The sequence below is a fragment of the Serratia marcescens subsp. marcescens ATCC 13880 genome (assembly GCF_017299535.1).
GTDB lineage: Bacteria > Pseudomonadota > Gammaproteobacteria > Enterobacterales > Enterobacteriaceae > Serratia > Serratia marcescens.
This window is the reverse complement of sequence record NZ_CP071238.1, coordinates 4,592,092-4,605,000: the sequence shown is the minus strand read 5'-3', so window position 1 is coordinate 4,605,000 and position 12,909 is coordinate 4,592,092. Positions and strand designations below refer to the sequence as shown.

Sequence of the window (12,909 nt, the reverse complement as noted above, 5' to 3'; positions counted from 1 at the left end):
ATAAGTCTTCTTCTGCTCTGCACCGCGTTTTGAAAGGCACAACAAGCTTTAACGGCTGTAAAAAAAGTGATCTACTATCGTGACCAACGCAGGCCCTGAGCCGATGTCGTCTGAATCGTAGAGTCTAAGGAAAGCATGGAAATCTTTTTTACAATCCTCATTTTGATCCTGGTGGTCTCCCTGTCCGGGGTGGTGACGCGCATGTTGCCGTTCCAGGTGCCGCTGCCGCTGATGCAAATCGCCATCGGGGCCCTGCTGGCCTGGCCGCATTTCGGGCTGCACGTCGATTTTGATCCCGAACTGTTCCTGGTGCTGTTCATCCCGCCGTTGCTGTTCGCCGACGGCTGGAAAACGCCGACGCGGGAGTTCCTGCATCACGGGCGTGAAATTCTCGGCCTGGCGCTGGTGCTGGTGCTTATCACCGTGGTCGGCGTCGGTTATCTGATCTACGCCATGGTGCCGGGCATTCCGCTGGTGGCGGCCTTCGCGCTGGCGGCGGTGCTGTCGCCGACGGATGCCGTGGCGCTGTCCGGCATCGTCGGCAAAGGGCGCATTCCCAAGCCGATCATGGGGGTGCTCGAGGGCGAGGCGCTGATGAACGACGCGTCCGGCCTGGTGTCGCTCAAGTTCGCCATCGCGGTGGCGATGGGCACCATGGTGTTCACCGTGGGCGGCGCGACCCTTGAATTCCTCAAAGTGGCGATCGGCGGCCTGCTGGCCGGCGTGGCGGTCACCTGGACCTACAGTAAATCGCTGCGGGTGATGAGCCGCTGGAGCGGCGACGATCCGGCGACCCAGATCGTGTTCCTGCTGCTGCTGCCGTTCGCTTCTTATCTGATCGCCGAACATATCGGCGTCTCCGGCATCCTGGCTGCGGTGGCGGCGGGGATGACCATCAGCCAGTCCGGCGTGATCCGCAACGCGCCGCTGGCGATGCGCCTGCGCGCCAACAGCGTGTGGGCGATGCTGGAGTTCGTGTTCAACGGCATGGTGTTCATCATGTTGGGCCTGCAGCTGCCGGGCATTCTTGAAACCTCCATCCTGCAGGCGGAGCTGGATCCGACCATCCAGACCTGGTATCTGTTCGCCGACGTGGCCACCATCTACGCCGCGCTGCTGGTGCTGCGTTTTACCTGGCTGTGGATAATGAAGAAGGCCAGCAACCGCTTTATGAAAAAGCGTCCGCTGCAGTTCGGCGATTACAGCACGCGTGAGCTGTGGGTGGCGTCGTTCGCCGGGGTGCGCGGGGCGATTACCCTGGCCGGCGTGCTGTCGATACCGCTGTTGCTGAGCGACGGCACTGCCTTCCCGGCGCGCTATCAGCTGGTGTTTATCGCCGCCGGGGTGATCCTGCTGTCGCTGATCGTCGGCGTGCTGGCGTTGCCGCTGCTGCTGCGTGGCGTGCAGGTGGCCGACAAGAGCGCCAGCAAGCAGGAAGAGCGCATGGCGATCGCCATGGCGGCCGAGGTGGCGATCGAGAGCGTGAATAAAATGGAAGAGCGCCTGGTTGCCGATACCGAAGAAAACCTCGATCCGCAGGTGCTGAAAGAGGTCAGCTCGCGGGTGACGGGCATGCTGCGGCGGCGTATCGCGTCGAAAGACGATATCGAGAATGCGTTGGCGATGGAAAACCTCGAGCGGCGTTTCCGCCTGACGGCGCTGCGCGCCGAGCGCGGCGAGCTGTACCATCTGCGCGCCACGCAGAAAATCAGCAACGAGACGCTGCAAAAACTGCTGCACGATCTCGACCTGCTCGAAGCGCTGTTGATCGAACGCGAAGGGTAAACCTCAGAGGGGGAATTAACGTTTTTCCTCTTTATTTCTGTCCTGAAGGGCCGCCTGTGCGGCCCTTGTTTTTTGGCTACTTGAGCGGCGGCCAGTAGTCGCGGCAGCAGGCGATCCAGGCCTGCGCGCTGTGCGACAAGTAGCTGCCCTGGCGCCAGATCAGGCCGATTTTCCACTCCATGCGCGGCTCCAGCGGCAGCCAGACCAGGTTTTCCTTGTCCAGCCAGCGGCAAACCGGCTCCGGCAGCATGGCGATGCCCACGCCGGCCTGCACCATCGAGGCGAGGAAGTCCCATTGGCCGCTGCGCACCGCGATTTGCGGTTCAAAACCGGCCTGGCGAAACGCCTTCATCAGCATCTTGTACAGCGCAAAGTCTTCGTTATAAATCAGGATCGGGCTGTCGGCCAATTCGGCGATATTGATGCGGGTGCGGTTGAGCCATTGCGGCGTGCGCGGCGCCACCACGCACATCGGGTGGCCCAGCAGCGGCAGAAAGGTCAGCGGCTGCGCCGAATCGAAGGGCAACACGGTCATCGCCAGATCCAGTTCGCCGGACATCACCGCCTGTTCGACCGACAACCCGCCCAGTTCGGAAATCTTCAATTCAATGCCGGGGTAGGTCTGGCGAAAGCGGCGGATCAGATCGGCGATCTGCCTGCCGACCATCGGCGGAATGCCCAGCCGCAGCACGCCCTTTTTCACCGAGCTGATGTCTTCCAGTTCCGCCTCCAGCTGGCGGAATTCGTCGAGGATCGTCAGGCCGCGCTGGTACACCGCCTGGCCGCTGTCGGTCAGGCGCAGCTTGCGGCCTTCGCGGATCAGCAGCGTGCATTCCAGCTCTTCCTCCAGATGCCGCAGCATTTTGCTGATGGTGGGCTGGGTGACGAACAGTTTTTCCGCCGCGCGGGTGAAGCTTTGCTGGCGCACCACTTCAACGAAGTAGCGCAGGGTGCGGACATCCACGTTAGGGTTCTCCTTGGGGACGCTACCGGCGGGAAACTATTCCCGGACGGCATGATGACGATAATTTTAATTCATTTCAGGCGTGGTTTCCCGGCTGCGTATACTGTAGGCCGTCAATTTATTGTTCGAGGTCATCTTTCATGTCTCTGGCGTTACGCCGCGTTGCCCCCTCCCTGCTGACCCGTTTGCAGGTACCGATCCAGGTGGCGTTGTATGCGGCGCTGTTCCTGATCGCCGATCGTCTGGTGCAACAATTCCACCTGCCGCTCCCCGCCAATATCGTCGGCATGCTGATGCTGCTGGCGCTGATCCTGCTGCGCATTCTGCCGCTCAGCTGGGTCAAGGCCGGCTCCCGCTGGCTGCTGGCGGAAATGCTGCTGTTTTTCGTGCCGGCGGTGGTGGCGGTGGTCAACTATGCCCAGCTGCTGATGGTCGAGGGCTGGAAGATCTTTCTGGTGATCGCGATCAGCACCATGCTGACGCTGGGCGCCACCGGGCTGGTGGTGGACAGGGTGTATCGGCTGGAGATTTGGCTGCAGCGGCGGAAGCAGCGCCATGAATGATTTTATCCTTAGCCTGGCCTGTTTTCTGGCGACGCTGGCGCTCTATTTCGCCAACAAGAAACTCTATCGCCGCCGCCGCACGTTGCTGCTGATGCCGCTGGTGCTGACGCCGATGATTCTGGTGTTGCTGCTGGTGGTCACCCACATCTCCTATCAGGACTACATCGGTGAAACCCACTGGCTGCTGTGGCTGCTGGGGCCGGCGACCATCGCCTTCGCGGTGCCGGTGTACGAGAACCTGCATATCATTCGTCGCCACTGGCTGTCGCTGACCGCCGGGGTGACGACGGCGGTGCTGGTGGCGGTGTACAGCTCGGTGTGGCTGGCGCGCCTGCTGACGCTGCCGGAAGAGGTGCAGCGCAGCCTGGCGGTGCGCTCGATCACCACGCCGTTTGCGCTGGAGGCCGCCAAGCAGATGGGCGGCCAGCCGGACCTGGTGGCGCTGTTCGTGGTGATCACCGGGGTGTTCGGCATGGCGGTGGGCGACATTCTGTTTCTGCGGCTGGCTGTACGCAGCCGCCTGGCGAAAGGGGCCGGCTTTGGCGCATCGTCGCACGGCGCCGGCACCGCCCGCGCCTATGAACTGGGGCCACAGGAGGGCGTAGTGTCGAGCCTGGTGATGATGTTGGCCGGCATTATCACGGTGGTGGCCGCGCCACTTATCGGCCGGCTGATGTGGTAAGGAGGCGGTCTGCGGCGAACGGCGCCGCAGACCGTAGAGCGTCAAGGAAGGTTGCCGAGCATCGCCGGCGTGCGCGATGACTGGCGCAAGGCGCGTCCTATCTCCTCGTGGCTGAAGATAATAGAGTGATGATTGCAGGGCAACGGATGCACCTGCAGATGCTGGCAGATTGCCGACAGGCCATTGTCGGCAATCGCCAGCAGCTCCCGCTCATCGCCCAGGCCGGTGATATTCAGATTTGCATCTTCGGTCGCCTTGAACAGCGTGATGCGTGCATGTTGCAACGGTGCGCTGAGCGTTTGTTTCGCCAATGTCAGCTCCGTCGGCTCGGCCTTTAATGCCCGGTCGGCGGCCTCGCCGTCAATACCCAACATGGCCAGCATCGCCGCCAGCATGCCCGGCTCGCTGCGGATCTGGAATGGGGTTCGGTAGAAGGTATCAAGCAGGAACAGTTGGATATCGCGATAGCCTTGGCTTTCCAGTTGAGCTGCCATCTCCAGCGCGATCAGGCCCCCTAGCGACCAACCCAACAGACGGACGGGGCGCGCCGGCGACAACCGCATATGGCCGAGATAATACGCCGCCAGCTCGCGTAGCGAAGTGATGTGCGGCTGTTGGAACAGGTTATAATTGTTGATGCCTAACACATTGAAATCTTTTTCTAAATAGTTCGCCAGATCGCGATAAACATCGCAACCGGTGACGGCGGGATGGATCATCCAAACGCTGTCGGGGGTGATGGCGTGGTTCAGGCGCTCTACCTGTTTAAAGGTAAAACTGGCCTGATTCAGGCGCGTCAACAGCTGCTGCAGGGGTTCGGAGGTGGCTGGAGCCGTTGCGGGCACGCCGTCGGTGAGGATACGGGCCTGGCCGCGCAGCGTCGAGTGAGCAAACAGCGTCTTAATGCCTAACGAATGCCCGTGTCGCTTCAGTTTAACCAGCAGTTGAATGGCGTGCAGCGAATGGCCGCCCAGCGCGAAGAAATCATCGTCGCGGCCAATGCGCGTTGTGCCCAGCAGTTCGCTCCACAGTTCGGCCAACTGCTGTTCCAGCTCGCCTTGCGGGGCTTCATAAGCAGCGGTTTCCTGCATGTTGGCCGGTGCCGGTAACGCTTTGCGATCCAGCTTGCCGTTGGGCGACAGCGGAAAAGCATCCAGCCGGATAAAACAGGACGGCACCATAAAGTCCGGCAGGTGTTGCTGCAATTGCCGACGCCATTCGGCGGCGGCGGCCGTTTGCTCTGGGGCGATGACATAGGCGACCAGGCGCTTGCCGCCGCTTTCGTCTTCCCGCGCCAGAATGGCCGCGTCTTCAACCCCTGAACACTGTCTGAGCTGTTGCTCGATCTCACCTAATTCAATGCGCAGGCCGTGGATTTTGACCTGGAAATCGTTTCTGCCCAGATACTCAATGTTGCCATCCGGCAGCCAGCGGGCCAGATCGCCGGTTTTATACAGGCGAGCCTGCGGCTCGGCGCTGAAAGGGTCGGCGATAAATCGCTCGGCGCTCAGCGCCGCGCGGTTCAGATAACCACGGGCAACCTGAATACCACCGATATGCAATTCGCCGGCGATGCCAGGCGGTAACGGTTGTAGTTGGTCATCCAGAATATGGAGCTGGGTATTGGCGATCGGTTTACCGATCGGTACCAGTGGGCGAGGATCATCGGGCAGGCATTGCCAACTGGAAACGTCTACGGCGGCTTCCGTCGGGCCGTAGAGATTGTGCAGTTCCGCCTGCGGCAACTGCTGCAGGCAACGTTGTACCGTAGCGAGCGGCAACGCCTCGCCGCTGCACACGATGCGTTTCAGGGAGGCGCACTGCGCCATATCGCCGTGGCGCAGAAACAGTTGCAGCATAGAGGGGACGAAATGCAGTGTGGTGACGCCATGTTGTGCGATGCAGGCGCTGAGATAATCCGGTTCCTGGTGACCGCCCGGTTTGGCGATGGCCAGCCGGGCGCCGACCATCATCGGCCAGAAAAACTCCCACACAGAGACGTCGAAGCTGAACGGCGTTTTCTGCAGCACGACATCATCCGGCGTCAGTGTATACGCCTTTTGCATCCACAGTAGTCGGTTGATCACCCCGCGGTGTTCGTTCATCACCCCTTTGGGTTTCCCCGTCGAGCCGGAGGTGTAAATCACATAAGCCAGGCTGCGCTGTGGATCGGAGGCCAGCGGCGGCGGGTTGCCATCCGGCGCTTGCCGCCACAGATGACTCTCACGCTGAAGATGCAATCGCGGCACGGCGATATCGCACAGCGGGTGCAGCGCGTGTTCGCCGCCATTGTCGATCAGAACGAATCTGGCGCCGCAATCTTGCAGCATGTGGCGCAGACGGTCTTGCGGATAGTCGGGATCGAGCGGTACATAGGCGGCGCCCGCCTTCAGGATGGCGTACAGGGCAATCACCATATCCGGGCTGCGGTTGACGCATACCGCGATGCGATCGTCAGGCTGTAATCCCTGCAGCCTGAGAAAGGCAGCCAATCGATTCGCCCGCTGATTCAGCTGTTGATAACTGATCTCGTGGTCTTCGTAGCACAGCGCCGGCGCTTCTGGCGTCAGCGCGGCCTGCCGTTCCAGGAATTGATGTACGCCTTGCGGCATGTCTGCCCATGTTTGTCGGGTTTCATTCCATTGATGGAAGATTTGCTGTCTTTCCTGCGGCAACAGCAGCGGCAACTGCCCCAGCGGCAGCGCCGGATCGCCGTCCAGTAGGGTGTTCAGCAGGTGCAGTATGCGGGCGGCGATGCGTTCACCGTCTTCCTGACCGAACCAGGCCTGATTGAAGTTGAACTCCAGCAGCGGGTCGTCGCCCGGATGGTAATGGCGCAGGTAGACGCCGAGGGGCAGCTGTTCCTGACCGTGGTGCAGGTTTTCAACTTTGAACTGGCTGCCCTCCAGTTCGATGTCGGTCGGAAAAACCTCCAGCGAAAAGCTGATGTCGAACAGCTGGCGCCGCTCCTGCTGATGCAGGTTCAACTGGCGGTTGAGTTCGGCAATGGGAAAACGCTGGTGACGATAACACTGGCGCAGCTCGCTGCCGATTTGTCGCAGTAAGTGGCCGAAGGACTGCTGTGAATCGACCGTGATGCGCAGTGGGATCATCGAGGAAAACATGCCCAAAGTTTGCTTATGTTCGGCGGTACTGCGGTTATGTACCGGCACGCCCAGCGTGAATTGATCGGTTTGCCAAATCCGGGCGAACCAGGTGGCCAGCAAAGCGCTAAAAAAATGCATGGCAGAACCGCCCTGTGCGGCGGCGCATTGTTCCAACTGAAGGAAACGCTCGCGTGGCAACCGCTTGATTATCTGATGGCTGGGGTAGGTTTGTTGCTCACAGTGATTTTGGCGGCGTTCCAGCATGGAGGGGGGCGCGTCGATGAAACGCTTCAACCAGAAATCACGATCGCGCTCGTAGCGTGGGGACTGCTGATAGGCGCGATCGCTAATGACGAAGTCTTGGTAACGCGAGCGGGGGGCTTCGTTTTTTATCCCTGCTTTTAATTGTTTATAGCGCTCCATGATCATTTTGCTCAGCAGGGAAATTGAGGTGCCGTCCGCAATCAGATGATGGGAAGCAAGCAGCCATAGCGTGCTGGATCCGCTGACTTTGGCCAGGTGGCAGCGCCAAAGCAGGCTGTCATACAGTGAGTAAGGCTGCAGGAATTGAGAACGAAGGTGTGTTTCTGCCAGGCTGATGGCATCTTGCCTCTGCGAAAAATCATGGTAATGCAGGTCGATATAGGCCCGGTCGCAGGTTTCCTGGGTAATGCCTTGCGGCGTTTCTTTCAGCGTGGTTTGCAACGCATCATGTTGTTGCTGTATTTGCCGTATGGCTTCTTGAAAAAGCGGTAGCGAAATCTCGCGCTCTACGCGCCATAAACACCCAACGTTATATAAGGGGATATCGGGGTTTAAAGATTGGTCTAGCCACACGGCTTGTTGCACGGTCGTCAGGGAATAAGCGGACACGGAACCACCTCCACAAATGAGGAATGAATCGAATTAAATAAAGTGAGTCGCAGCCAAGCACTCGAATATTATAAAAGGTGATTATTAAGTTGGCCTGTTTTCACATTAAATATTTTTAATGGTTTTGTTTAATTATAATTAATTCAATATTTTCATGATTAATGATTTATATTTTATTTATTTTTAAACTAATTTTTTGTCATTGCTTTTGTCGCGTGTTAATCAAGATTGACTGTTTTTTCTGCGTGTCATCAGCAGGTGTAATGGTATAATGCTATGTTTTATTTGTGTTTTTTTATTTTTGATGAAAAGGGGCGGCGCTGAGGAGGATCGTGAACGATAACGGAGTGGTATCTAAGCGGGCAAGTTCGATGGCTTCTCTGCCAGAGATAACAGGCTGAATCATAAAAAATTATAAAGAATTTCTTATGCTGTATTATTATAAAAGAAATAATAATGAATAATAAGAAATAAAGCTTATTGTGATTTCATGCATTTCTTTATTCGTAATGCTGCTGTTAACTTTCATAGGAGTATGACGTTTCAATTAAACTGCGATGAATGATCCGTTATTGAGCGATTAATGGATTAACTTTAATGAGATAATAAATGTGAAACGTTGATGTCGAGTTGATACCCGAAATGAAAGACGCAACGAGAACCGTGTCTCGCTGCGGCTGGATCCTACGGGGAAGGTGGCAGGTTAGCAGACGGCGGCTTTGATCAGTTCCACCACCAGCGGCGAAAGCTCGCCGCGCAACGCAGCGCGTTCTGATTGGAACAGCGTGGCGACGTAAAAACGCCGGCCCGGCAGTTCGATGGCGCGCACGTCGCCTTCGGCATCGTGGCCGCTGATAATCAGCGGGAAGCGCTCAAGGTCGGCGACGAAGTCCGGATTCACGCCAAAGTTGCAGTGGTAGCCTTCATGGGTGTTCAGGCAGCCGTAGGCCTGCGCGACGCGGGTGCCAGGCTGAAAAACGATGTCGCCGGTTTTTTCCACCAGCGAGCAGCTCAGCGGGGCGATCACCAACCGGCCACCGCTGTCGGTTTCCGCATGGCCGGCGTCGTGCCAGCCCATCACGTTGCGGGCGTACTCGATGATGGCGTACTGAAAGCCGCCGCAGGAACCGAGGAACGGCACGTCGTTTTCCCGCGCATGGCGGATCGCCATAAAGGCGCCGTCGTCGTGTCGATACGGGCTGCCCGGCACCACCCAGATGGCATCGAAATCTTGCAGGACATCGGGGGAGGTCAAGGTTTCGGTCGGTAGCCACTGGGGCTGCACGTCGATGTCGAGATGGGCGGCGGTGAGCTGGAGCGCCACGGGGATGGCCTGATGGGCCACGGCTTGCGGGTTGTAATCACCGACCAGAGCAATGCGGACTTGAGCTTTCATCATTTCCTTTCCTGTGCGGGTAAAGAAGGAGATTACAGGAAAGCGGGATTTTGAGCCGCAGATTTTTTAAACGCGGCGCACAAAAAAGCCCGGCGTCGGCCGGGCTGAAAAAAAGGTCAGTACAGCGAGGGCGCACCAGCCGGTCGGGTTTTGAAGCGGCGGTGCAGCCACATGTATTGCTCCGGCGCCCGCATGATCTCTTTCTCGATCACTTTGTTCATGTAAGCCGCCGCCGCCTGTTCGTCGCTGAGCGGATAGTCTTCCAGGGCCGGCTGGATCAGCAGGTCGTAGCCGCGGCCGCCTTCGCGGCGGATCAGCACCACCGGCACCAGCGCCGGGTTGGCCATGCGCGCCAGCATGAAGGTGCCGCTGGTGGTGGCGGCCTGATCGACGGCGAACAGCGGCGCGAATACGCTGCCGCGCGGGCCGTAGTCCTGATCCGGCGCGAACCATACCGCCTCGCCGCGCTTGAGCGCGTGCACCATGCCGCGCAGATCCTTGCGGTCGATCATCGCCTTGTTGGAACGCATGCGGCCTTTGGTCTGCGCCCACTCCATCGCTTTATTGTTGTGCGGACGGTACATCGCCATCATCGGCTGGCACAGGCCCATTGCCCGGCCGCCCAGCTCCAGCGACATGAAGTGCACGCCGATCACCAGCACGCCGCGATCGTCGCGCTGCGCCATTTTGAGGTGGTTGATGCCGGAGACGTTGAACCAGCGTTTGACGCGTTTATCCGACCAGAACCAGGCCATGCCGGTTTCCAACAGGCCCATGCCGAGCGATTCGAAGTTGCCCACCACCTTGCGCTCGCGCTGCGCTTCGTCCATCTCGGGGAAGCACAGTTCGAGGTTGCGACGGGTGATAGTGACGCGGCGTTTGAGAAATCGCATCGAGGTGCGCCCCATCCACACTCCCAGCCGATTGAGCAACGGGTAGGGGAGCTGGACCAGCAGGAACAGCAGGGCGAGGCCGAACCAGGTTAACCAGTAGCGCGGGTGCAGCAAGGCCAGTTGAAATGCTTTGGCTGATTTCATAGAAACTCTTTTTATACGTTAAAAGGGGCAGCAAGCTGTAACGCATAAAGGTTCCACTCGATAGCGATACGACTACTCAGACACCCAGGTACGGCCAGGGTTTAGTCGGAATTCCATAATTGACTAAACATTTACATTCGAAGGGCGGTTTGCGCTGCTATCAGGCTTCGGAGGGATAGCTGTTGGCCAGCGGAGGCGGCTCTAGGAATGCGTATGTTAACACAGGGTACGGGGTACAGAGGAAGAGAGGCATGCGAATATTCTCATTCGCGTTGCCTCTGGATTGACGATTGGCGGCGGTTTACAGACTGGGGAGGATGATGGCGGCGAAAATGGCGGCGATCACCAGCCACTTCAGCAGGTAGTAACCGCGGCGATTACGCGCCTTCAGGCGCTGGCCGGCGTCGCGCACCGCGTTGACGTATTTGAAGATGCGGTTGATGCCGCCGGTGCGGTCCTGATCGTCATTCGGCGAACTGGCCGCCGACATCAGCGTAGCGCCGACCCAGTGGTTGACCGCTTGCGCCCAGCGCCATTTCATGGGCCGCTCGACGTCGCAAAACAGAATGATGCGCGTCTGATCGGTGGCGTTCTGCGCCCAGTGCACGTAGGTTTCATCGAAGATCACCGCTTGGCCGTCGCGCCAGCTGTGCTGCTCGCCGTCCACCTCGATGAAGCAGCGATCGTCGTTGGGCGTCATCAGCCCCAGGTGATAGCGCACCGAGCCGGCGTAAGGATCGCGGTGTTTACCCAAATGGCTGCCGGGCGGCAGCTCGGCGAACATCGCCGCCTTTACGGATGGGATGCGGTTGAGCAGTTCGACGGTTTTCGGGCACAGCGTTTGCGCCGAAGGGTGGCTGTCGCTGTACCACTTCAGATAAAAACGTTTCCAGCCGCGTTTGAAGAAGGTGTTGAATCCGGCGTCGTTGTGCGACTGCGCCTTTTTGATGTGATCCTGCAAGCGCACGGCTTCCTCGCGGATCACCTGCCAGTTGTCGGTCAGCGTCTGCAGCTCCGGGAAGCCTTTTTCGTCGAAATAGGGCTGTTTGGCGGGCAAACGGGAGAAGCCGGTCATAAACATGTTGATCGGCCCCATAAAGGTGGAGTGATCGAACAGTTGGCGGGTAAGCTTTTGTTTCTCTTTGCCGCGGGAGTGTGCGTAGAGGAAGCTGATGATAAAAATGCCGATAATGATCGCGGCAACCATAGAATCCATCCCTGTTGGTGCGTGTTAAAAATTCGTACAAATTATAGTTTTGTGACAGGAAAAATTTAACTTTTTCGTGCGCTTTCCCCGCTCATACTGCTTGGTGGCATAAAAAATCAATAAAACCGTTGGTAATGAAATTTTATATCGATTTTTTTGGTTTTAGTCCTATTCTTAAATCGTTCAAGGGGTGTTTCATGCCATCTTGTGTCATGACGAATGGCACGTATCTGAGAAAAGAGGGACTTATGAAGAAATCAATCATTGCCTTGTCTGCACTGCTGCTCGCTTCCCCGGTGTTCGCTGCTGAAACCGCGACCGACACCGCCGCTCACGCCAGCAACGAGGTCGTCGCTGAGGCGCATAAAGGGGCGGATACCGCCAAAGAAAAGCTGCACCAGTCTCAGGACAAGGGTGAAGAGCTGAAGCTGAAAGCCAAGCACGCCGCTGAAGGCAAGAGCGACAGCGTCGGCAGCAAAGTGAGCGAAGGCTCGCAAAAAGCCTGGCACTCCACCAAACAAGGTACGGAGAAGGCTTGGGACAAGACCAAGCAAGGGGCGGAAAGCCTCAAGAACAAAGCGACCGAGTAAGGTCTCCGCTTTTTACCCCAAGGGCCGCGCCGCGGCCTTTTTTATTGCCCGCAAACCGGGCAGGCCACAAAAGAAAAAGGCGCCACCTCTTGCAAGAGGGCGCCTTTTCAACACGTTAACGACTGGTATTAGCTAACGCTTTTTACTGGGACATATATGCCTGGTTGTCATGATTATTTTGCATCAAACCAATCAGCCATTTTTTCCTTTGTATCATTTTTTACTTCGTCGTCGATATGCATGCCAACAGAAGCTAAAGCGGTAGCGAGTACACCCAGATCGTCCGTGTATCCCACCACAGGCACGACATCAGGGATCGCATCAATTGGCAATACAAAGTACGCCAACGCCCCATAGATGGCTGTTTTGGCCCACAGTGGGGTATTAGGACGTTGAGCGGCAAAGTAAAGCCAAAGTGCTTTCTCAATCACCTCGCTTCCTGCTTTCTTTGCGTAACGCATGATTTTATTCCAGAAGCTGCTGTCGTCGAAATCTTCTGCTGTAGTATGTTTGTTTTCCAATTTAATTTCCTTTTAAAACAATTAATTATACTAATTATTATTGAGTTTGATTATTGTTCTTTAACTTATTTGAGGATTGGCAAGCATCCTGCTTTGAATGCGGCTGCCAGAATACCATTTGTAAGATGAGCAGCAATGAGATGAGGAAGGATAGTACGCTTGGAAATGAAATTACCCAAAAGAA

General features: G+C 57.4%; 10 protein-coding genes. 4 read left to right on the top strand and 6 right to left on the bottom strand.

The features are described 5' to 3' along the window. Window positions 1-135: 135 nt before the first annotated feature. Entirely contained in the window at window positions 136-1,785 is a 1,650-nt protein-coding gene (locus J0F90_RS22015) for a Na+/H+ antiporter (protein WP_016930255.1), read from the top strand. Between the two features lie 76 nt (window positions 1,786-1,861). On the opposite strand, the gene J0F90_RS22010 is transcribed toward J0F90_RS22015, so the two are convergent. Further along, window positions 1,862-2,749, bottom strand: a complete 888-nt coding sequence (locus J0F90_RS22010) for a LysR family transcriptional regulator (protein ID WP_016930254.1) — start codon at window positions 2,747-2,749, stop codon at window positions 1,862-1,864. 140 nt (window positions 2,750-2,889) lie between these two features. Between J0F90_RS22010 and J0F90_RS22005 the strand changes: the two genes are divergently transcribed. Both J0F90_RS22005 and J0F90_RS22000 read left to right on the top strand, forming a co-directional pair. Continuing rightward, complete coding sequence (locus J0F90_RS22005; protein ID WP_028127545.1) at window positions 2,890-3,312, top strand: CidA/LrgA family protein; 423 nt, start codon at window positions 2,890-2,892, stop codon at window positions 3,310-3,312. After that, window positions 3,305-3,994: an LrgB family protein gene (locus J0F90_RS22000; RefSeq protein ID WP_004936833.1), complete on the top strand. Its 690-nt coding sequence runs from the start codon at window positions 3,305-3,307 to the stop codon at window positions 3,992-3,994. The genes J0F90_RS22005 and J0F90_RS22000 overlap by 8 nt, the downstream gene beginning before the upstream one ends. A 41-nt stretch (window positions 3,995-4,035) precedes the next feature. Here the strand turns inward: J0F90_RS22000 and J0F90_RS21995 are convergent, their stop codons facing one another. The 4 genes from J0F90_RS21995 to lpxO form a co-directional block, all read right to left on the bottom strand. Next, on the bottom strand, window positions 4,036-7,974 hold the full coding sequence (locus tag J0F90_RS21995; RefSeq protein ID WP_033639280.1) for a non-ribosomal peptide synthetase: 3,939 nt from the start codon (window positions 7,972-7,974) through the stop codon (window positions 4,036-4,038). A gap of 703 nt (window positions 7,975-8,677) precedes the next feature. Continuing rightward, the gene (locus tag J0F90_RS21990) at window positions 8,678-9,373 is read right to left on the bottom strand and encodes a CTP synthase C-terminal region-related (seleno)protein (RefSeq protein WP_227944621.1); all 696 of its coding nucleotides are present in this window, start codon (window positions 9,371-9,373) and stop codon (window positions 8,678-8,680) included. 113 nt (window positions 9,374-9,486) lie between these two features. Next, on the bottom strand, window positions 9,487-10,407 hold the full coding sequence (lpxP, locus tag J0F90_RS21985; protein WP_016930250.1) for a kdo(2)-lipid IV(A) palmitoleoyltransferase: 921 nt from the start codon (window positions 10,405-10,407) through the stop codon (window positions 9,487-9,489). 301 nt (window positions 10,408-10,708) lie between these two features. Further along, complete coding sequence (gene lpxO / locus J0F90_RS21980) at window positions 10,709-11,614, bottom strand: lipid A hydroxylase LpxO (RefSeq protein WP_004936848.1); 906 nt, start codon at window positions 11,612-11,614, stop codon at window positions 10,709-10,711. 248 nt (window positions 11,615-11,862) lie between these two features. On the opposite strand from lpxO, the gene J0F90_RS21975 reads away from it, so the two are divergent. Continuing rightward, a complete protein-coding gene (locus J0F90_RS21975; RefSeq protein WP_016930249.1) occupies window positions 11,863-12,204 on the top strand; it encodes a hypothetical protein in 342 nt (113 codons plus the stop codon). Window positions 12,205-12,377: 173 nt separating this feature from the next. On the opposite strand, the gene J0F90_RS21970 is transcribed toward J0F90_RS21975, so the two are convergent. Continuing rightward, window positions 12,378-12,725 (bottom strand): YkvA family protein, encoded by a 348-nt coding sequence (locus J0F90_RS21970; protein WP_016930248.1) that lies wholly within the window; start codon window positions 12,723-12,725, stop codon window positions 12,378-12,380. Window positions 12,726-12,909 lie beyond the last annotated feature (184 nt).